Here is a 20,867-nt window from a genome sequence, read left to right as displayed (position 1 = left end):
GCGTCCCACAGCACGAAGGCCTCGGAAATGCTCTCGACGGCGTCGCGCAGGCGCAGGTCGGCGGCGGCGCTGCGCTCGGCCAGACGCACCTGTTCGGAAATATCGACGGCGATGCCGACGAGGTGCGGCGTTTGCGCGCGGCCTTCGTGGATCACCTGCGCCCGCGCCCGGATCCAGACCCATTGGCCATGGGCGTCGCGGATGCGGAAAACGTGATCGATGGAATTGGCCGCCTGCGAGGTCAATTGCTCGGCAAATCCCGCGAGGTCGCCGTCTTCGGGATGGATCAGGTCGTTGACGTCGCCAAAGGACAGGAATTCGTCGCAAGGCTTCATGTCGAGCATGTCATACATCGAATCGGACCAATAGATGCGTCCGGCGGCGAGATCCCAGTCCCATAGCCCGCATCGCCCGCGATTGAGCGCGGCGTCGATGCGGTTGCGGATGCGGGCGCGATCGGATTCGGCGTCGATGGCGCGGCTCGCCTGGGCGAAATAGGCGAAGGCGACCAGCGCCATCATGCCCGCCGTCAGCGTCAACAGCGCCGCGGAGCGCCAGACGGCCGAGCGCCATTCGGCGAGAGCGCTGTCGACCGGCTGCAGAATCGCCAATTGTCCGAACGGCGGGTCGAGATTGCGCACCGCGGCCAGCGCCTCGACGCCGTCGGGCAGGACGATGCGCATCGGCCCGGCCTTGTCGGCGAAGACGGTGAGCGGCTGCGCCGGGCCGAGCCGCGCCGCCAGCGTCGCGCCGTCGCGCAGGCGCGCCTTGTTCGGGGCGTCGTCCGAAGACAGCGCCGCGACGATCTGGCCGTCTGGATCGGTGAGGGCGAGGCTTCGGCCATGGGCGAGGATACGGCCCTGCGCGGCGTCGAGAATCATTGCCGGCGGCGCGCCGGGCGGGGCATGGCGCATGGCCTCGCGCACATCCTCGACCGCGAGCCGGCTGACCATGTCGAGTTCGGCGAGAGCTTCGGGCACCACCCGGGCGTAGCTCTGCATCGCGATCTGCGCGGCGACGCCGAACAGCGTCAACAGGAACAACACGATCATTGCCGGCACGGCGCGGCGGAGCAGCGGCTCCAGCCTTTCCGCCGGCGTCAGCGGCGCCATCCGCGCCTCGTCCTCGCACGGCTTCGGCGGGAAGCCGGGCCGAGAAGGCGGCATTGGCTCGGGCAGGGGCGGAGGCAGCGGAACTTCGCCGGGCGGAAACAGCGGCGTCACCTTGGCGGCGCCGGCCTCGGCCGCCAATTCGCGGGGGCGCGCGGCGCAAGCCGTCCCGACTGTTCTGTTTTCCGCGCTCGATGCGTCAAGGCACAAAGAAGCATCGGCGACGTTTGCACGCGCCATGTAACGCTCCCACTGAGGATGAAATCCGATGATCCGGGCCGAAATGCCACCCCCCGAATCACCTTCAGTTGAATCCCGGAGCGGCTTTTTGTCCAGACTAAATTTCAGTTAACGGAAAGGTTTTTGCCGTGAAATTTCTTGCGGCGCCGGCTCTCGCAATGGTCTGCGTTCCGGCGCGCTTTCGCGCGCCGGTTTGCGCCGTTTCACGACGCTGTTGGAAGCATTGAAAACTTGCGCGAAACTTGCGCGTTGCGGGTCAGGCCAGCGCCCGGTCGACGATGTCGCGCAAGTCTGATGAGAGATTGTTGCCGGCCGCCAGAGTTTCGAGCGCCGCGCGCGCCTTGGCGCGGCGGCCCGCTTCGAGGGTGCGCCAGGAGCGAAAGGAAGAGATAAGCCGCGCCGCGACCTGCGGATTGATGGCGTCGAGATCGCGCGCGGTTTCGGCGACAAATTGGTAGCCGGCGCCGTCGGCGGCGTTGAAGCCGGTCGGGTTGGCGTTGGCGAAAGCGCCGATCAGGGCATAGACGCGGTTGGGATTGGTCAGGCTGAAGTTGTGGTTTTTGGTCAACCGGCGCACCCGCGCCAAAGTCTCGGGCTCGGGAATGGCAGCCTGGAGGGTGAACCACTTATTGACCACGAGAGCGTCCGACGCATGGTTGCGAATATAGGTTTCCAAGGCGCGTTCGCGTTGCGGCGAGGAAATCAGCGACAGGATCTTGAGCGCGCCGAACTGGTCGGTCATGTTGGAAGCGTGCTGGAACTGATGCGTCGCGATCTCGGCGCCATGCCCGGGATCGCCGGCGGCAAGCAGGCCAAGACAGGCGTTGCGCAGGGAGCGACGGCCGGCGCTGGCGGCGTCGGGCGAATAGGCCTCATCGGAACTGAGGCTTTCATAGACCGCCAGCAAGCGATGCCAAAGATATTTGCCGAGTTCGGCGCGAAAGTATTCGCGCGCCATGTGGATGGCGTCGGGATCGACATCGGAACCGAGGTCGCGCGCAATGTCGGCCTCGCTCGGCAGGGTGACGATTTCGGCGGTGAAAGCCAGATCGGCGTCGCAATCGTCGATCAGCCTGCCCAGAGCCTCGGCGAAGGTCTCGCTGAATTCCGGTATTTCGCCGTCGCTGATCAGCCGGGTGTTGCGGATCAGCAGACGGGCGCCGAAGGTCTGCGCCGCCTGCCAGCGGTTGAACGGGTCGCTGTCATGGGAGATCAGATGCAAGAGCTCGTCCTCGCCAAGATCGATGTCGAGGATGACCGGCGCGGAAAAACGGCGCAGCAGCGACGGAACGGGCTTGCTCGGCACGTTTTTGAAAACGATTCGCCGGGTTTTTTCGGTCAGTTCGAAAATACCGGCCTTCGCCTCGCGCGGGCTGGCGGGATGGTCGTGAACCAGCGGGATTTCCGCGCCGTCGGCGCCGATCAGCCCGAGCCGGATCGGGATCGTCAGCGGCTTTTTCTCGGGTTGCCCCGGCGTCGGCGGGGTTTCCTGCGACAGGTCGAGCGTATAGGTTCTGGCCTGCGCGTCATAGACGCCTTTGGCCGTCATTTTCGGCGTGCCGGCCTGGACATACCAGCGAAAGAACCCTGTCAGGTCGCGGCCGGAACTTTCCGCGAAACAGGCGACGAAATCCTCGATCGTCACCGCCTGGCCGTCGAAGCGCCTGAAATAAAGCTCCATGCCGGCGAGGTAAGCGTCATGGCCGATCAGGCAGCGCAGCATGCGGATGATCTCGGCGCCCTTCTCATAGACCGTCGCCGTGTAGAAATTATTGATCTCGTGATAGACATCCGGGCGGACGTTATGCGCCAGCGGGCCGGCGTCCTCGGGAAACTGCGCGGCGCGCAGGGCGCGGACATTGGCGATGCGCCCGACGGGGCGCGAACGCTGGTCGGCGGAAAATTCCTGATCGCGATAGACCGTCAGGCCTTCCTTGAGGCAGAGCTGGAACCAGTCGCGGCAGGTGATGCGGTTGCCGGTCCAGTTGTGGAAATATTCATGGGCGACGACGCCTTCGACATTGGCGAAATCGGCGTCGGTGGCGGTTTCGTGCCGGGCGAGGATATATTTATCGTTGAAAATATTGAGGCCCTTGTTTTCCATTGCGCCCATGTTGAAGTCCGAGACCGCGACGATGTTGAAAACGTCGAGATCATATTCCCGGCCATAGACGAATTCGTCCCAGCGCATCGCGCGGATCAGCGATTCCATCGCGTAATGGGCGCGGTGCGACTTGTTCTTCTCGGTATAGATGCCGAGCCTGACTTTCCGGCCCGAGGCGGTGGTGAACGTGTCGTGGATCGAGTCGAGATCGCCGCCGACCAGCGCGAACAAATAGCAGGGCTTGGGAAAGGGATCGCGCCAGAGCGCGTAATGGCGTCCCGGACCGGCCGCGCCGGATTCGACCAGATTGCCGTTGGACAGAAGCACCGGCGCCTCCTCGACCGAGGCCTCGATGCGCGTCATGAACAGGCTCAACACGTCGGGACGGTCGAGATAATAGGTTATGCGGCGAAAGCCTTCGGCTTCGCATTGGGTGCAATAGGCCGAACCGGACCGGTATAGCCCTTCGAGCCGCGTATTGGCGGAGGGGTCGAGCAGGGTTTCGATCTCCAGCGTGAAGGGCCGCGCCGGCGGGTCGAGGATGGTCAGGCGGTCGGGCGCGGCGACTTGCGCCAGATCGAGCATCTCGTTGTCGAGCAGGGCGCGGACCGGATGGAGGTCGCCGCCGTCGAGCACCAGCGGCGCATGGGGCGCGCCCAGCGGATTGGGTCGCAGGCTGAGCTTCGATATAACCCGCGTCGCCTTGTCGTCGAGGGTGATGTCGAGTTCGACCGCGTCGATCAGATAATCGGACGGCTGGTAATCGGCGAGACGCACCGGGATCGTCTGGGCGGCTTCGGGCTTGGCGGACATGACGCCTCTTTCTCGTGGCGGGCGGCAAGGGAAATTTGGGCGGACGCCTCTGGCGCCGCCACGGGGAACGCATTGCGAAGGCCTTTTTCATGCTTTTATGCCCGCGACGCAATAACCGCCATGCGACCAAAGACGTTTTTCGGTTTCGGCGCGGCGGGCGGCGGCTTGACCGGCCCGGCGCGGCGCGACACAACAGGGCAAACGGGGCCTCCGATGCACAGGATTCGCAAAATCTGCGTTTATTGCGGTTCGTCGAGCGGCGCCGACCCGGCCTTTCTGGCGGCGGCAGAAGAATTTGGACGCCTGCTCGCCGAAAACGGCATTGGCCTCGTCTATGGCGGCGGCGATCTCGGCCTGATGGGCGCGACCGCCCATGCGGTGCTGCGCGCCGGCGGCCATGTCACCGGCATCATCCCGCGCTTCCTGCAAAAGCGCGAACACATGCTCGAAAGCGTGCAGGAACTGCTGATCGTCGAGGATATGCACGAGCGCAAGCGGCTGATGTTCGAGAAGGCCGACGCCTTCGTCGCCCTGCCGGGCGGCATCGGCACGCTGGAGGAACTGGTCGAACAATTGACCTGGGTGCAGCTGGAGCGCCACGACAAGCCGGTGCTGATCGCCGACATAGCAGGCTTCTGGCGCCCGCTGCTGGCCCTGCTCGACCATATGCGCGAACAGGCCTTCATTCGGCCCCATACCGAGCCGCGCGCTCTCGTCTGCGACAGGGTCGAGGACATCCTGCCGTTGCTGGAGACGGCTTTTTCACAAGCGCGAGACCCCAGCCGCGCGCTGCGCCCGGAATTGTGAGGGGCTTTTTCAGGCCCACTCAATCATCCCAGCGGCCGTCCGGGTTGATGGCGCCGCGATCGGTCAGCACCACCCAGTTGGGGCCATGCTTTTCGATCCGCTGGACCCGCGCCCCGCCGGGCAGGACATCGCCGGGGCCGACCTCTTCCAGCCCGCCGGGGCCTTCGACCACCGCCCTGCCGTCGTCGACGTCGCGCAAGACGAAGGCGCGGTAAGGCGCGAGCGGGGACCGGATCGCTGCGGCTCCGCCGCCGGCGCCGGCGGCCGGCAAAGGTTTGGGCGCCGGTTTGCCGATGGAGGCGACCGGCGTGCGGTCCGTCGGCCTATCCCTTGCCAGAGTCTGCGCTTTTTCAAGCTTCGCCTGCACTTGCGAGGTCGCTGCGGCTGCTTCAGCGCGCTGTTCGGACAGGTTTTTCTGCAAGGCTGCAATGGTTGTCTCGGCGGCGCGCGTTTTTTGGGCCTGTGTTTCGAGCTTGCTCTTGAGGCCCTCGACATGATCGCGCAGGACGCCGATCTCCTGAAGCTGGGCCTTTGCAGCAGCAGCGGCGTCGGCGGCGGAGTCCGCCGCCATCCGGGCGGCGTTCTGCGCGGCGGCGAGATCGGGCGAGGGTCGCCGCGAAAAATCCTCGAACCGCGCCGCGCCTGCCCAGCCAAGGCCGCAGGCCAGAGCGAGGGCGGCCGGCGCGGCGAAACGCTTCCAGCGCGGCGAAGGGGCGTATTCGAGACGCGGATAACGCTCCGGCGCCCCAAGTTCGGGCGCGCCAGAGGCGTCGTTTCGGGGCTCGGGCTGGGGCAGAACAATCAGATCGTTCATCGGGCGGCTCCGCACGGATTCAGGCGGCATGGTCCCGGCAGGTCGCGGGACAACGCCATCGGAAGACTCCCGTCTTCCGGACCGCCATCTTCAGCACAACGCATGAACCCGCGATTAACGATTTTCCGGTTTCTCGTCCTCCGGCAGGCGGACCAGCAGGGCGATCAGCGCGCGGTCATGGAGCAGGGCCGTGCGCTCCTTGTGGTGCAGCCAGTGGACGGCGTCGCCGATGGTCTGGGCGTCGGCGAGCTTGGCGACCGCCATCGCCCGTTCGGGCGAGATGGCGCCGCGTGCGCGATGCGGCGGCGGCGGCAAAAAGGCCACGTGCTGGGCGCAGAATTCCGGGTCGTCGTGCAGCGCGCGCAAGCCGTCGGCGTCGTCATGGCCATTGGCGGCCATTTCCTGCGACAAGGCGTTGGCGCGCGCCGCGATGGGCGGCGGCGTGGTTTCCTCCGGCGTCACCAGCAGGCCGAGGCGCTTGAGCGCGAGGCCGATCGATCTCTGCCCGCTCGCCCAGGAGAGGGCGATGGCGAGGACGAGGCCGGCGATGGTCGGCGACATCCAGGCCGCGAGCGAGGGCGAGATCAACAACGCCGCGACCAGCGACACCACGCCGAGCAGCACATGGCTCCAGTGCCGCCAGACGATGCCCTTGAACGGGATCGAGCCGTCGTCGCGCCGCTGCGGCTCCCAGCCGGTGTCGAAGCCGAACAATATGTGCAGCACATGGCCGGTCTGGATCAGCATCATGATCGGCGCGAGCAGGGCCGACATCACCACTTCGAACAAAGTCGAGAACACCAGCCGGATCGCGCCGCCCGCGCCGCGCCGGGTCGGGCCGTCGGACAGGGCCAGGATCAGGCCGAACAGTTTTGGCGCCAGCAGCACCGCCATGGTCACCTGGAACAATTCGAGCGACCGTTCGGCGTCGAAGCGCGGCCAGGTCGGGAACAGCGTGAACTCCTTGGAGAAATATTCGGGCCTGATATAGCTCGCCTGCAACACCAGCAACAGGCCGACCAGCAGCTGCGCCAGCCAGAACGGCGAGGCCAAATAGCCCATGATGCCGGTGACGAAATGCTGGCGCGAGGCCAGATGCAGGCCCTTTGCCGGCAATACCCGGATATGCTGGAGATTGCCCTGGCACCAGCGCCGGTCGCGCGCCGCCACGTCGATCAGCGAGGGGGGACTTTCCTCGAACGAGCCGCCGAGCGAGGGCAGCATGTAGACGCTGTAGCCGGCGCGGCGGATCAGCGCCGCCTCAACGAAGTCATGGCTCAGGATATGGCCGCCGAACGGCGGTCTGCCCTTCAGATGGGGCAGGCCGCAATGGCCGGCGAAGGCTTGCGTGCGGATAATGGCGTTATGGCCCCAGTAATTGCCGTCGCGCCCCATCCAGCACGACAGGCCGTCGGCGATGACCGGACCGTAGATGCGGGCGGCGAATTGCTGCACCCTGGCAAACAAGGTGTTGCGGTTGATGATCAGCGGCAGGGTCTGGATGATGCCGGAATCGGGATCGGCCTCCATAGCCGCCGCAAGGCTGACGATGGCGTGGCCGGTCATCAGGCTGTCTGCGTCGAGCACCACCATGTGATCGTAGGCGCCGCCCCAGCGGGTGACGAAGTCGGCGATATTGCCGGCCTTGCGCGCGGTGTTCTTGGGGCGATGGCGATAGAACATCCGCGCCCGCGGCCCGAGTTTCGCCCGCAAATCGGCGAAGGCGCGCTCTTCGGCGATCCAGATGTCTGGATTGGTGGTGTCCGACAGAAAGAACCAGTCGAAGGCGCCGCCAAGCCCGGTGGCCTCGACATCCTCGTGGATCGCCTCCAGCGCGCCAAACACCCTCGAGGGCGTCTCGTTATAGATCGGCATGACCACGGCGTTGCGGCTGACGAGTTTTTCCGGGGCGGCGGGCGGCCTGGGCCGAACGAAAAAAAGATGCAGGAAGCCGACGACGCCGGCGCAGAAAGCCAGCGCGATCCAAGAGAAATTGGCGAGAAACAGGATCAGCAGCATCCATTTGAGCAAGGTGATGCCGCCGACGTCGATGACGCGGTACATTTCATAGCCGCCCCAGCAGGTGAGGGCGAGGCCGCCGCCGAACACCAGCAGGCGCGAAAGCCATGGCGCAGCGTGCGCGACAAGAGTCTTGCGCCGCCCGGTCCGCGCGTCGAAGCGGAACAGGTCCTGTTCCGGCATGACGAGGTGCGATTCCTCGGGCATGGGCGGCGCGATGGCCGCCTCAGTCGGCTGGGTTTCGGCGGAAAAGGCGGCTTGGGTCAAGGCGTCCATCGGTAAAGCCAGGTTTCGGATATGGGTGCGCCCTGCGATTCGAGGGTCAGGCGCATTTCGGAGGCGTTTTCGTTGCCGGGTTCGAAGTCGAATTGCGCGCGGCAGCTTTTGCGTTCCGGGGAGGGAAAGACTTTGATCGCAACGATCTTGCCCGGCCAGATATTGAGATTGGCCTTGATGTCGGCGGCGCGGGCCGGATCGGCCAGCACGTCGCCGTGGAAATCGACCAGAAAGCGCCGCTGCCTTGACGAGGCGCCGCGTCCGCCGCGCGCGCCAATGGCGATGGCGAGCGCCGGATTTGAGGGCGGCGACCAGGCCCAGAACTGGCGAAAGGCGAAATCCGCCTCAACGCCCTTGGCCAGCGCCGCTTTGGGTCGCCAGAAGGCGATCATGTTCTGGGCGCTCTCCGAATCCGAGGGGATTTCAACCAGTTGCACCGATCCGGGCCCCCAGTCGCCGATCGGCTCGATCCACAGCGACGGACGGCGCTCCCAATGCTGGAGCTCGTCGTAAAAATCGTCGAAACGGCGTTTTCTTTGCAGGAAGCCGAAGCCTTTTGGGTTTTCGTCGACGAATTCGGAAATTTGCAGAGCGTTGCGGTTGGAGATCGGCCGCCATATCCATTCGCCCGCGCCGGTCAGCATTTGCAGGCCCGAGGCCTCCGCCACCGCCTCGCGCAGGTCGTCGACGCCGCGCCGGTCGATCGGGCCGAACAACATGGTCGCGCTCATGGCGCCGAGGCCGAAACTATCGAGCGCGGCGCGCGGAAACAGCGAAATTTCAGTGTCGATAATGGTGGCGTCGCCCGGATGCAGCGTGAAGCGATAGGCGCCGGCGACGCTTTCCGAATCGAGCAGCGCGTGAATGGTCAGGGTGTTGAAGGCGCGGCTGGGTTTTTCGATCCAGACGGCGCGGAAGAACGGGAATTCCTCGCCGCGCGGGTCGCCGGTGCGGATCGACAGGCCGCGCGCGGTGACACCGAAGGATTGGCCCGGCGCAATCGAGCGGAAGAAGCTTGCGCCCTGGAAGATCGCCAGTTCCTGAAAACCGCCGGAATCGTCGCGCAGCAGGACGCGGAACCCGGAAAAATCGAGATTGGCCGGCGGTCCGCTCATGCTTACGCCGCCAAAGATGAATTTGGACGCGTCATAGTCGAGGCGCCGCGCCAGCCCGTCCTCGACCAGATGGATCTGCATCGGCGTGGTGAAGACAAAACCGCGATGCAGCGGTTCGACCACGAAGCCGGCCGGGTCCTGCGCCCAGATCAGCCCCTCCGGCTTGGCGTGGATCGCCGCATAGGCCTCGTAGCTCAGATTGGCTAGCGGGCCGGGCAGGTCCGAGACGCTGGGCGCGGCGAAAGACTTCGCCGCCAGGGCTTTGGCGGCCTCGACCACGGAAGCGGCGGAAAAAGGAATGGGGATGGTGGCCTTCTGGCCCTGCGCCTGGCTTTCGGAAGACGCGCCCGAAGCCGCAAGAACGGCGGCGGCGCCCGCCAGTTGCAGTAAATCCCGTCGCTTCAACATGGGCGAGGCTGTCCGTTTTGTCGCTTCTCGTGGCGATCCCGGGCGACATATAACCCAATTTATGGCCCAGGCGAGGCGGATTTTTTGCTTTGCCCGATTTTGCCGGTCCCCTATACCAGCCACGATCCGCCGCTCCCGACCGCCGGAATCTTTGGCCCTTTCGTCGAATCGCCAAGACCTGTGGCGACCGGGATCGAGCGGCATTGTTGGCGAAAGCCCGGCATCCGCTTTTTGGCGCCCTGCCTCAGGGCAGAAAACAAGAGGGATTTTGCATGACGACGACGCCAACGCGCCAGAGCCTATCGCCCGGCGACCGTTCGGCGCAAAGGCGCTGTCTGGCGGTCGTGCTCGCCGCCGGCGAGGGCAAAAGGATGCGCTCCGGCCTGCCGAAAGCCCTGCACAAGATCGCCGGGCGCTCGATGCTGGCCCATGTGCTCGACGCCGTGCGCCGGGCCGGCGCCGATTCCGTCGCTGTGGTGGTCGGCCCGAATCGCGACGACGTCGCCGCCGAGGTGACCAGAGCCGCGCCGGGCGCGCAAATCTTCGTGCAGCAGGATCGGCGCGGCACCGCCCATGCGGTTCTGGCCGCCCGCGACGCTTTGTCGCAGGGTTTTGCGGATGTGCTGGTGGTTTTCGCCGACACGCCGCTGGTGCGGCCCGAAACTTTCGCCCTGCTGCTTGAAAAGCGGGGCTCCGGTGCGGGCGTCGTCGCGCTCGGTTTTGAGGCGGTCGACCCGACCGGTTACGGCCGCCTGTTGACTGACGAGGGCGGCCATCTGCTGGCGATCCGCGAGCACAAGGACGCCAGCGACGAGGAGCGCGCGGTCGGCCTGTGCAACGCCGGGCTGATGGCGCTCGATGGCGTCCGGGCGCTCGACTGGCTGGAGCGAATTGGCCACGACAACGCGCAAGGGGAATTCTACCTGCCCGACGTGGTCGAGATCGCGCGGCGCGACGGCGCGGACTGCCTGATCGCTCGGGCGGAGGCGGGCGAAGTGCTGGGCGTCAACGACAAGGCGCAACTGGCGCAAGCCGAGGCCGAAATCCAGCGCCGCCTGCGCCTCGCCGCCATGGCGGCGGGGGCGACGCTGGTTGCGCCCGAGACGGTGTTTTTCAGCCATGACACGGTTCTGGCCGCCGATGTGCTGGTCGAGCCGCATGTGGTGTTCGGTCCCGGCGTCCGTGTGGCCGAGGGCGCGGTGATACACGCCTTCTCGCATTGCGAAGGCGCGACCTTGGCGAAAGGCGCGACCATCGGCCCCTATGCGCGGCTGCGCCCCGGCGCCAACCTGCATGAGGGCGCGCGGGTCGGCAATTTCGTCGAAATCAAGCAGGCGGAGATCGGCGCGGGGGCCAAGGTCAATCACCTGACCTATATCGGCGACGCCAGCATCGGCCCGCGCGCCAATATCGGCGCCGGCGTCATCACCTGCAATTACGATGGTTTCCTCAAATATCGCACGATCATCGGCGCCGACGCCTTCATCGGCTCCAATTCGTCGCTGGTCGCGCCGGTCGAGATCGGCGCGGGGGCCTATGTCGGCTCCGGCTCGGTGGTGACCCGGGATGTCGAACCGGAGGCGCTCGCCGTGGCGCGCGGCCGGCAGGCCAACCTTCCCGGCTGGGCGGCGGCATTCCGTAAGAAAATGGCGGCGCGCAAGGCGGAAAAGTGAGATTCCCCTCGAGGCGGGCGTGAATTGACATAAACCGTCACAACAAGTGACTTGCGCCGGGTCCGCGACCGGGCCTCTGGTTGGCCCCAAGAGTTTGAAAAGGAAAGCGTATCCATGTGCGGCATTGTCGGCATTCTCGGCCAGGGTCCGGTCGCCGGTTCGATCATCGAGGCGCTCAAGCGGCTCGAATATCGCGGCTATGATTCCGCCGGCATCGCGACGCTGGAGCTAGGCAAGCTGGCGCGCCGCCGCGCCGAGGGCAAATTGCGCAATCTCGAAGCCCTGTTGCGCGATCAGCCTTTGAACGGCTCGGTCGGTATCGGCCATACGCGCTGGGCCACCCATGGCCGCCCGACCGAAAACAACGCCCATCCCCACGCCACCGACAAGCTCGCCGTGGTGCATAACGGCATCATCGAGAATTTCCGCGAATTGCGCGACGATCTCCTGCTCAAGGGCCATGAATTCGTCACCCAGACCGACACCGAGGCGGTGGCGCATCTCGTCACCGAGGCGATCGACCAGGGACTGTCGCCGGAACAGGCGGTCGCCGCCAGCCTGCCGCTGCTCAAGGGCGCTTTCGCGCTGGCCTTTCTGTTCGCCGGGGAGGACAATTTGCTGATCGGCGCCCGGCGCGGCGCGCCGCTCGCGGTGGGTTATGGCGAGGGCGGCGAAATGTATCTCGGTTCCGACGCGCTGGCGCTCGCGGCCTTCACCGATACGATCACCTATCTCGAAGACGACGACTGGGTGATCTTGCGCCGGGGTTCCGCGACCTTTCGCGACAAGACCGACGAGCCGGTATACCGGGCGAAAATCAGGACTCAGGCCTCGGCCTTTCTGGTCGACAAGGGCAATTACCGCCACTTCATGGCCAAGGAAATCCACGAACAGCCGGAAGTCGTGGCGCGCACCCTCGCCCATTATATCGATTTCGCCAATGGCGCGGTGCGGCTGCCGTTCGAACTGCCCTGCGACGCCGAAAAACTGACCGGCCTCACGATCACCGCCTGCGGCACGGCCTATTACGCCGGCATGGTCGCCAAATACTGGTTCGAGCGCTTCGCCCGGCTGCGCGTCGAAATCGACGTCGCCTCGGAATTTCGCTATCGCGAGGCCCCGCTGCCCGACGAGGGGCTGATGATCGTGGTGTCGCAATCGGGCGAGACCGCGGATTCGCTGGCCAGCCTTCGCTACGCCAGGGCCCATGGCCAGAAGATCGTCGGGGTGGTCAATGTGCCGACCTCGACCATCGCGCGCGAAAGCGACGTCGCCGCGCCGACTTTGGCTGGGCCGGAAATCGGCGTCGCCTCGACCAAGGCCTTCACCTGCCAGCTGACCGTGCTGGCGGCGCTGGCCGTGGCGCTGGGGCGCGCGCGCGGTGTGCTCGACGCAGCGACCGAACAGCGCCTTGTCAATGAGCTGATGGTGGTCCCCGGCCTGCTCGCCGAGGCGATGAAGCTGGAGGCCGGCATCGAGACTTTGTCGCATCAACTCGGCAAGACCGCCGACGTGCTTTATCTGGGACGCGGAACCTCCTATCCGCTGGCGCTGGAAGGCGCGCTCAAACTCAAGGAAATTTCCTATATCCACGCCGAGGGCTATGCGGCGGGCGAACTGAAACACGGGCCGATCGCGCTGATCGACGAGCAATTGCCGGTGATCGTCATCGCCCCGACCGATTCCGTGTTGGAAAAGACCGTCTCAAACCTTCAGGAAGTTTCGGCGCGGGGCGGCAAGATCATCCTGATCGGCGACGCCCACGCCATCGAGGCGGCGGCGGCGCCTCTGGCGGGCGAAATCCGCATGCCCGACATGGCGCCCGATTTCACCGCCATCGTCTATGCCGCGCCGATCCAGATGCTGGCCTATTATACGGCGGTGTTCATGGGCAAGGACGTGGACCAGCCGCGCAATCTGGCGAAAAGCGTCACGGTGGAGTGAGCCGGTGAGGGCGGACCGGCGCAAATGGTCGAACAGGATCGGGAAGCGGGCGCCATCGACTCATCGCGCCAGTTTTTCCAGCGCTTCGAGCCGGTCGGCTTCGCCGGGTTTCTTGTCGCGGCGGATGCGGTTGATGCGCGGGAACCGCATGGCGAAGCCGGATTTGTGACGCGCCGATCTGGCGACGCCCTCGAAGGCGATTTCGAGCACTAGTCCCTCTTCCCTGCTGTGAACGACCTCCCGGGCCGGGCCGAAGCGCTGCACCGTGTTCTGCCGCACAAAACGATCGAGTTGCGAGAGTTCGGCGTCGGTAAAGCCGAAATAGGCTTTGCCGACCGGTAACAGATCGCCGCCGCGCCAGAGGCCGAAAGTGAAATCGGAATAAAGCGAGGCCCGTTTGCCGTGGCCGCGCTGCGCATACATCATCACGCAGTCGAGGAGATGCGCGTCGCGTTTCCACTTGAACCATTCGCCGCGCGGGCGGCCGGCGAGATAAGGCCCGTCCCGGCGCTTGAGCATCACGCCTTCGACGCTCGGGCGCGGCGCGGAAGCCGCGCGCAGGGTCGCCAGGGCCGGCCAATCGGCGAAGTCGAGCAAGGGCGACAATTTCAGGCGCGGGTCAGCCGCTCTCGCCACCGCCGCTTCCAGCAGGCGGCTGCGCTCGTGGAAGGGCAGGGCGCGGACGTCCGTCCAGTTTTCGCCGCTGGAATCTCCGTCGAACAACAGGTCGTAGGCGATGATCGCAACCGGAATGCGCTCCCGCATCGCCGCCGAGACGGTCTTGCGGTTCAACCGCTGCTGCAACGTCGAAAAACTGGCGACCGCGTCCATGCCGGCCTCGCCGGGCGTCAGCGCGACCAGTTCGCCGTCGAGGCCGCCGAAAAGCAAAGGCGGGTCGATCAGATCGGGGAAGGCCGCGCCAATATCGTCGCCCGAACGCGAGAACAGCCGGGCGCCGCTTCCGCGACTTTTATATTGCACACGAATGCCGTCCCATTTCCATTCGGCGGCGAAATCCTTCGGATTCAATTTGGCGAAATCGCCGTCTTCGATGGGATGGGAAAGCATCGGCGAGTGAAAGCCGAGCGAATCCTTGTCCGACGGGCGCGGCGCGGCGCCCGAAAGCCAGGCGAACAGCGGCAGGTAGGGCGGCGCGAAACCGTGCCAGAGTTCCTCGATGTCGGCTTGCGCGACGCCGCTCCATTGCGCCAGCGCCAGTTTGGCGAGGCCGGTGGAGACGCCGACGCGAAGACCGCCCGTCACCAGTTTGAGCAGCGCCCAGCGGCCGGTCCCGTCGAGCGCGTCGAGCCAGGCGGGCAATTGCCGTCGCGCCTCGGCTTTCGACATGGCGCGCATCGCCTCCACGACGTTTGCAAGACCCGGCGTCGGCGTGGCGGCGGGGGAGGGCTCCCACATCAGCGCGATGGTTTCCGACAGGTCGCCGACGAAGTCGTAGGACAGCCGAAACAGCACCGGATCGGCGCGCGCTTCGATCAGGCCGCGCAACAGCGCCGGCTTTACTTCGTCCAGCGTCAGCGCGCCGCACAGGGCGGCCAGCGCATAGCCCCGGTCGGGGTCGGGCGTCGCCGCGAGATAATCGACGAGCAAAGCCAGCTTGCCGTTGCGCGCGGGCTGGTAGAGCAGGCTTTCGAGCAATTGGCCAAAAGGCTTCATGCGTCCGCGGCCCCGGCAAGCGCCTGTTCCTGGCCCTCTTCCTCGCCCTCGTATCCCACAAGATTGAGGGGGCGCGCGGCGACGCCTTGCAATTCGCACCAGCGCTTCAGCGCGTCCTCCTGGCCGTGGGTGATCCAGATTTCCTCCGCGCCGGTGTCGAGGATCGTCGTCTGAAGATCCGTCCAGTCACAATGATCGGAGAGGATCAGTGGCAGTTCGACGTTTCTTTGCCGCGCGCGGCCTTTCACCTGCATCCATCCCGAGGCCATGCCGCGCACCGCGTCGCCGAATTTTTGCGACCAGCGATCCTGCAAGGCCGAGGGCGGACAGATCGCGAGGCCCGGCGCCGAAGATTTCGCGGCTTGCGCCGTCGCCAGTTCCAGCGCACCGAACCGTATGCCGAAACGCTCGTAAAGCGCGCATAATTTCAGCGCCGCGCCGTGCAGGAATATCGGCCGGTCGTCGCCCGATGCGCGCAATTCGGCGATCAGACGCTGCGCCTTGCCGAGCGCATAGGCGCCGACAATATGCCAGCGTTGCGGCGAGCGGCGCAGCGAGGCGCGCAATTTTTCGATCTCGTCGCCGGGCGGCGGGCGGCGAAACACCGGCAAGCCGAAGGTCGCCTCGGTTACGAAGACGTGGCACCGGACGGTCTCAAAGGCTGCGCAGGTCGGGTCGGCCTCGCGCTTGTAATCGCCGGAAAACACGATGCGAAGCCCGCGCCATTCGAGCAGGACTTGCGCCGAACCGAGAATATGCCCGGCCGGATGGAGTGTCACATCGGCCTCTCCGATGCGGATTTTTTCGCCGTACCCGGCCGGTTGAAAGCGCGCGGCGGCATTTTCGCCCAGCCGCGCGCGCATGATGGCGACGGTCGCCTCGGTGGCGAGCACGTCGCCATGTCCGGCTCGGGCGTGGTCGGAATGGCCATGCGTCACCACCGCCCTCGCGCAGGGACGAAAGGGATCGATGAAAAAATCGCCCGGCGGGCAATAAAGCCCCTCGGAGCGCAAAACCAGCAAGTCTTGCGGACGCATCCGTTTGTAACGCATGAACCCGCGAGCCGGTTCATGCGTAAGGTCAGTGGGAGCCAAACCAGAAATGGAAATTGCCGGGTCGCTTGCGGATCGAGACCTGCCGCCGGTCGTCGCCCATTGGTTTGCGGCGCGGGGCTGGTCGCTGCGCGCCTATCAGCGGCAGGTGCTGGCGCTCGCTTCGCGCGGCAAATCGGCGCTGGTGATGGCGCCGACCGGGGCCGGCAAGACGCTCGCCGGCTTCCTGCCGGCGCTGTGCGACATTGCGCGCGGCGAGGCGCCCGCCGACGCTGTTTTCGCCCTATATATTTCGCCGCTGAAGGCGCTGGCGGTCGATGTCGGGCGCAATCTCGAAACGCCGCTCGCCGAGATGGGGCTGAATGCGCGCGTCGAGGCGCGCACCGGCGACACGCCGGCCGCGCGCCGCGCCCGGCAGCGGCGCAAGCCGCCGCAGATCCTTTTGACGACGCCCGAACAAGTCGCCCTGATGCTGTCGCATCCAGACAGCGCGCGTTTTTTTGCGGGCCTGAAATATCTGATCCTCGACGAAATTCACGCCCTGGCGCCGTCAAAGCGCGGCGACCTTTTGGCGCTCGGCCTCGCGCAACTGGCGACCATCGCCCCCGCTGTTCAGCGATTCGGCCTGTCGGCGACGGTGCGGGACGAGGATGCGCTGGCGCAATGGCTGGCCTCGGGCGCCAAAATGACGCCGGAGGTGGTGAAGGCGGCGGGGGCGCCCGCGCCGCGTTTCGAAATTCTGGACAGCGAAAGCCGCACGCCCTGGTCCGGCCATTCCGGCCGCTATGCGATGGCCGAGATCTACCAGCGATTGCGGCGGCAAAAACTCAGCATCGTCTTCGTCAATACCCGCCTGCAGGCGGAGCTGGCGTTTCAATTGCTGTGGGATGTCAATGACGCAAACCTGCGCATCGCCTTGCATCACGGTTCGCTCGACCGCGCGCATCGCCGCCGCGTCGAGGCGGCGATGGCCTCGGGCGCGGTGGACGCAGTGGTTGCGACCTCGACGCTCGATCTCGGCCTCGACTGGGGCGATGTCGATCTCGTCATCCAGCTCGGCGCTCCAAAAAGTTCGAGCCGCCTGACCCAGCGAGTCGGGCGCTCCAACCATCGGCTCGATGAGCCCTCAAAAGCTTTGCTCGTGCCGACCAATCGTTTCGAATGGCTCGAATGCGTCGCGGCGGTGGAGGCGGCGCAGGCCGGCGCGCAGGATGCCGAGCCGACCCGCGAAGGCGCGCTCGACGTGCTGGCGCAGCATATCGTCAGCCGGCTCGGCGCCCAGCCGATGACTGCGGACGCCCTTTACGCGGAACTCGTCAAAGCCGCGCCTTATCGCGGTCTGGATCGGGAAACTTTCGAGCGCCTGCTCGGCTTCGTCCGCAACGGCGGCTATGCGCTGAAAGCCTATGACCGGTTCGAGAAAATCCGCGCCGACGCGAATGGCGTCTTGCGCGTCGCAAACCCGAAAATGCTCGCCGCGCATCGCATGAACATCGGCGCGATCGCCGACAGCCCGATGGCGCGCGTGGTCATCGCTGTCGGCGCCGGGCGGGCGCTCAAGGCGGGCAAGGAACTGGGAACCATCGATTCGCTCGTCGCCGCCGGCATGGCGCCGGGCGACAGCTTCTTTTTCGCCGGCGAAGCATGGGTTTTTCGCGCATTGCGCGAGGACAAACTATTCGTGTCGCGGGCGCGCGCCAACGCCTCGACGATCATACCCGCCTATATGGGCGGCCGGTTGCCGGTATCGGAATCGCTCGCCGCGCGCGTCGCCGAACTGATCGCCGGCGCCCGGCATGACATTCCCTTTCCGCCGCAGGTCGCGGAATGGCTCGCCGCCCAGGCCGAGACCAGCCTGACGCCCCGGAGCGGCCGGCTGCTGGTCGAAACCTTTCCGCGGGCCCGGCGGCAGTATCTCGCGCTCTATCCTTTCGCCGGGCGCCTCGCGCACCAGACGCTGGGGGTGCTGCTGACGCGCCGCCTCCATCGCGCCGGCCTCGCGCCGATCGGCTTCGCCGCCAATGATTACGCCCTGCTGGTCTGGCAGCTGCGGCCCTTCCCCGAGAGCGCGACAGCGCAATTCATGGCGCAACTCTTGTCGCCGGACATGCTCGGCGACGATCTCGAGGAATGGCTCGACGAGAGCAGCATCATGCGGCGCGCCTTTCGCAATTGCGCGCTGGTCGCGGGCCTCGTCGAGCGGCGCGCGTTCGGCGAGGCCAAAAAAGGCCGGGCGCTGACGATCTCGTCCGACCTCATTTATGACGTCTTGCGCCGCTACGAGCCCGACCACATCCTGTTGCAGGCGGCGCGGCGCGAGGCCGCACGCGAAATGCTTGATCTGGATCGTCTGGGGGCCCATTTGACGACATTCGCCGGCAAGATCGACCTCGTCCGCCGCGACGCCCCGACGCCGCTGGCCGTGCCGCTGCTGCTCGAAATCAGCCGCGAAAAGGCCCCCGGCGACGCCCGCGATCTCGCGCTGGAGGAACTCGGCGATGAACTGCTCGCCGCCTCAAATAAAACCGCTGTCCAAGCGATGACATGAAATGAGACCGCCTCGCGCCGTCACGCCGCTGCTGGCGCCCGCCGTCATCGACTTCCATGGCCACAAAATCGCCTTGCGGCCGAGCGGAGCGCTGTATTTTCCAGATCTCGCCCTGCTGGCGGTCGCCGATCTTCATCTTGGCAAGGCGACCCATTTTTCGGCGCTTGGCCGGTTCTTGCCGCCCTATGAGGCCGACGCCACGCTGGAAAAGCTCGATCGCGAGGCGCAGGCGACCGGCGCGCGGAAAATCCTTTTGCTTGGCGATACGTTTCATTCCGCGCTCGTCGGACAGGACCCGCAGTTCCTGCCGCGCATAGTCGATTCAATTTCGCGCCGCGCGCCCGCGCTGTTCGTCGCCGGCAATCACGACCGCACTCTCGCGCGGATGCTGAAAAATCTCGGGCTCGATCTGCACGACAGCTGGAGGCTTGGCGAACCGACGCCGCTGCTTCTGCTGCATCAACCGACGGCAAGTCAGGAAGCCCAGATTTTCGGTCATTTCCATCCTTGCGCGACGGTATCGACGCGGGCGGGACGGCAACGCCGCCGCTGTTTTGTGGTTGGCCAAAATCACATCGTCATGCCGTCCTTCGGCTCGCTGACCGGGGGGCTCGACGTCGAAACCGCAGCGCTCGCGCCCTACGCGCGGAATTTGGATCTGTACCTGATATGATCGAGGACGTTCGGCTCGCAAGCGGTTTTCGGCCGCGATTCGACATCGATCCGGGCGATGGCGCAACACCGCAGCGAGATCGAGACTGATCCTACCCGACAGCCGGCATGTCCCGGCTATGCGCCGCCGCCGCCATTTTGCTGCGGATGAGATTGGCGATGCCCGATTCGGCCCCGGTGACCTCGATCGCGACATCCAGCGGCAACTTGCCGTCATGTCCGCGCAGCGTCAACGAGGCGCCGGCGTTGACCAGAACTTCCGCGCACTCGACGAACCCATGCCAGAGCGCATCGTGCAGCGGGGTGTAGCCGTTGATCGGGCCCTGCACATTGATGTCGATATCGGGATGCGCGACCAGCATTTTCAGAATGGGCAGGTTGCCGTTATAGGTCGCCTTGTGGATCGGGGAGCCCTTGAAGGTCCAGTCGAACACCCGCACTTTCGCTCCCGCCTGCAAAAGCTCGCGAACGATCTCCGTGTGACCGTCCCGCGCGGCCACCAGCAGCGGCGTATGACCGTCGAAAAACGAATCCATGTGCGGATAGACGGCGTTGACGTCCGCGCCCGCCGCGATCAGCCGCTTTACCTCGTCGAGGTCGCCCTTGCTCGTCGCCGCCATGACCTCTTGCTCGGCGATGAGCCGGTCGTTGCGCGCCTTGCCCGCGTCGATGATCTCCTTGACGCGTTCGAACTTCTTCTTCTCCTCGCCGACATTGACGTTGAGCTCGAAGTTGAGGTGATCGACCAAAGTGAATCCGTAATGGGTCGAGAAGTAGAGGTTCTGCCCGCGATCGACCAGCAGCTTCACCAGTTCGGGCCACTTGTACCAAAGCGCGTCCATGACCGCCGTATGGCCCATGGTCGGGGTGATCGCGTCGATATGCGCGCCGCGATCGAGCAGCATTTCCGCAACCTCGACGCTTCCTCCCTGACAGGCCTTGTGCAGCGCGGAGGCGCCGGTGAAGCTGTCGGTCGTCCAGACATCGGCCCCGGCGTCGAGCAGCAGCCGCACCAAAGCCGGATGGGCCTGGCAGGCCGCCATCATCAGCACGGTCAGGCCTGTCGGGGCGTCGCGCGTGTTGGGATCGGCGCCATAGGACAGCAGTTTCCCGGTCAAAGCGACGTCCTCGGCCCTCACCGCCGCGATCAATCTCTCGTGCAGATCGCCCCTGAAGGCGGCGACGATCGGCGACGGATCGACATAGGATTTCCAATTCTTTATCTTGCCGTCGGCGATTTCCATCCACGACGCCAGATGAATCTCGAAATCGAGACCCGTCGCGCGCACCGTGGAGATCTCGTGCACCGTTCCGACCGCAATATTGCCCTCGACGATCAGGTCGAGCGGCTTGAATCGCTTCACCTCGATGGCGCCGTCGCGCGCCGCGAACTTTTGCAGGACCTCCTGGATCCCGTGCGCGTTCCCGGTCCAGGGAATGATGTCGCTCACTCCAGGTATTTTTGGCAGGTTCTCCCATTCGATGTCGTCGGCCAGGCAGGCGACGGCGGCGTTCAGATCGCCGCGATCGAGCGCGTCGAACCAGTCCTGTGCGACTTCTCTTGTCTGTGCTTCGGTCACGGCCTATTCTCCCCGGATT

Annotated in this window: 13 protein-coding genes; 5 read left to right on the top strand and 8 right to left on the bottom strand. The window is 65.6% G+C overall.

Annotation, left to right across the window (positions count from 1 at the left end):
* A partial coding sequence (locus tag QZY01_RS19870) for a PAS domain-containing protein (RefSeq protein ID WP_294540649.1) occupies positions 1-1,349 on the bottom strand: 1,349 nt, incomplete at its 3' end.
* Between the two features lie 256 nt (positions 1,350-1,605).
* Complete coding sequence (pepN, locus tag QZY01_RS19865; RefSeq protein WP_294540646.1) at positions 1,606-4,266, bottom strand: aminopeptidase N; 2,661 nt, start codon at positions 4,264-4,266, stop codon at positions 1,606-1,608.
* Positions 4,267-4,479: 213 nt separating this feature from the next.
* On the opposite strand from pepN, the gene QZY01_RS19860 reads away from it, so the two are divergent.
* On the top strand, positions 4,480-5,073 hold the full coding sequence (locus tag QZY01_RS19860; RefSeq protein WP_294540645.1) for a TIGR00730 family Rossman fold protein: 594 nt from the start codon (positions 4,480-4,482) through the stop codon (positions 5,071-5,073).
* 19 nt (positions 5,074-5,092) lie between these two features.
* On the opposite strand, the gene QZY01_RS19855 is transcribed toward QZY01_RS19860, so the two are convergent.
* From QZY01_RS19855 to QZY01_RS19845, 3 genes are all read right to left on the bottom strand, one after another.
* Positions 5,093-5,887, bottom strand: coding sequence for a hypothetical protein (locus QZY01_RS19855; protein WP_294540643.1), 795 nt, complete (start codon positions 5,885-5,887; stop codon positions 5,093-5,095).
* Positions 5,888-6,001: 114 nt separating this feature from the next.
* The gene (mdoH, locus tag QZY01_RS19850) at positions 6,002-8,182 is read right to left on the bottom strand and encodes a glucans biosynthesis glucosyltransferase MdoH (protein WP_294540641.1); all 2,181 of its coding nucleotides are present in this window, start codon (positions 8,180-8,182) and stop codon (positions 6,002-6,004) included.
* Positions 8,170-9,705 (bottom strand): glucan biosynthesis protein D, encoded by a 1,536-nt coding sequence (locus QZY01_RS19845; protein WP_294540639.1) that lies wholly within the window; start codon positions 9,703-9,705, stop codon positions 8,170-8,172. Before QZY01_RS19845 ends, mdoH begins: the two co-directional genes overlap by 13 nt.
* A gap of 272 nt (positions 9,706-9,977) precedes the next feature.
* On the opposite strand from QZY01_RS19845, the gene glmU reads away from it, so the two are divergent.
* Together glmU and glmS are read left to right on the top strand one after the other, a co-directional pair.
* Positions 9,978-11,378: a bifunctional UDP-N-acetylglucosamine diphosphorylase/glucosamine-1-phosphate N-acetyltransferase GlmU gene (gene glmU / locus QZY01_RS19840; RefSeq protein WP_294540637.1), complete on the top strand. Its 1,401-nt coding sequence runs from the start codon at positions 9,978-9,980 to the stop codon at positions 11,376-11,378.
* 114 nt (positions 11,379-11,492) lie between these two features.
* A complete protein-coding gene (gene glmS, locus QZY01_RS19835) occupies positions 11,493-13,322 on the top strand; it encodes a glutamine--fructose-6-phosphate transaminase (isomerizing) (RefSeq protein ID WP_294540635.1) in 1,830 nt (609 codons plus the stop codon).
* A 60-nt stretch (positions 13,323-13,382) separates the two neighbouring features.
* Here the strand turns inward: glmS and QZY01_RS19830 are convergent, their stop codons facing one another.
* Both QZY01_RS19830 and QZY01_RS19825 read right to left on the bottom strand, forming a co-directional pair.
* Complete coding sequence (locus tag QZY01_RS19830) at positions 13,383-14,996, bottom strand: cisplatin damage response ATP-dependent DNA ligase (protein ID WP_294540633.1); 1,614 nt, start codon at positions 14,994-14,996, stop codon at positions 13,383-13,385.
* The gene (locus QZY01_RS19825) at positions 14,993-16,033 is read right to left on the bottom strand and encodes a ligase-associated DNA damage response exonuclease (RefSeq protein WP_294540655.1); all 1,041 of its coding nucleotides are present in this window, start codon (positions 16,031-16,033) and stop codon (positions 14,993-14,995) included. Before QZY01_RS19825 ends, QZY01_RS19830 begins: the two co-directional genes overlap by 4 nt.
* Before the next feature lie 64 nt (positions 16,034-16,097).
* Between QZY01_RS19825 and QZY01_RS19820 the strand changes: the two genes are divergently transcribed.
* Complete coding sequence (locus QZY01_RS19820) at positions 16,098-18,596, top strand: ligase-associated DNA damage response DEXH box helicase (RefSeq protein ID WP_294540631.1); 2,499 nt, start codon at positions 16,098-16,100, stop codon at positions 18,594-18,596.
* A 1-nt stretch (position 18,597) separates the two neighbouring features.
* A complete protein-coding gene (gene pdeM / locus QZY01_RS19815) occupies positions 18,598-19,269 on the top strand; it encodes a ligase-associated DNA damage response endonuclease PdeM (protein ID WP_294540629.1) in 672 nt (223 codons plus the stop codon).
* 91 nt (positions 19,270-19,360) lie between these two features.
* On the opposite strand, the gene QZY01_RS19810 is transcribed toward pdeM, so the two are convergent.
* On the bottom strand, positions 19,361-20,848 hold the full coding sequence (locus tag QZY01_RS19810; protein ID WP_294540627.1) for an ankyrin repeat domain-containing protein: 1,488 nt from the start codon (positions 20,846-20,848) through the stop codon (positions 19,361-19,363).
* Positions 20,849-20,867: the final 19 nt, after the last annotated feature.

This window comes from uncultured Rhodoblastus sp. (genome assembly GCF_903903185.1).
Classification (GTDB): Bacteria; Pseudomonadota; Alphaproteobacteria; order Rhizobiales; family Beijerinckiaceae; genus Rhodoblastus.
This window is presented reverse-complemented; position numbering and strand designations above follow the sequence as displayed.

Bases quoted from the DNA above. Each gene is read 5' to 3' on its own strand.
- QZY01_RS19855 (WP_294540643.1), bottom strand. From the start codon at position 5,887: ATGAACGATCTGATTGTTCTGCCCCAGCCCGAGCCCCGAAACGACGCC.
- pepN (WP_294540646.1), bottom strand. From the start codon at position 4,266: ATGTCCGCCAAGCCCGAAGCCGCCCAGACGATCCCGGTGCGTCTCGCC.
- QZY01_RS19820 (WP_294540631.1), top strand. From the start codon at position 16,098: ATGGAAATTGCCGGGTCGCTTGCGGATCGAGACCTGCCGCCGGTCGTC.
- QZY01_RS19830 (WP_294540633.1), bottom strand. From the start codon at position 14,996: ATGAAGCCTTTTGGCCAATTGCTCGAAAGCCTGCTCTACCAGCCCGCG.
- glmU (WP_294540637.1), top strand. From the start codon at position 9,978: ATGACGACGACGCCAACGCGCCAGAGCCTATCGCCCGGCGACCGTTCG.
- QZY01_RS19825 (WP_294540655.1), bottom strand. From the start codon at position 16,033: ATGCGTCCGCAAGACTTGCTGGTTTTGCGCTCCGAGGGGCTTTATTGC.
- glmS (WP_294540635.1), top strand. From the start codon at position 11,493: ATGTGCGGCATTGTCGGCATTCTCGGCCAGGGTCCGGTCGCCGGTTCG.
- mdoH (WP_294540641.1), bottom strand. From the start codon at position 8,182: ATGGACGCCTTGACCCAAGCCGCCTTTTCCGCCGAAACCCAGCCGACT.
- QZY01_RS19860 (WP_294540645.1), top strand. From the start codon at position 4,480: ATGCACAGGATTCGCAAAATCTGCGTTTATTGCGGTTCGTCGAGCGGC.
- pdeM (WP_294540629.1), top strand. From the start codon at position 18,598: ATGAGACCGCCTCGCGCCGTCACGCCGCTGCTGGCGCCCGCCGTCATC.
- QZY01_RS19845 (WP_294540639.1), bottom strand. From the start codon at position 9,705: ATGTTGAAGCGACGGGATTTACTGCAACTGGCGGGCGCCGCCGCCGTT.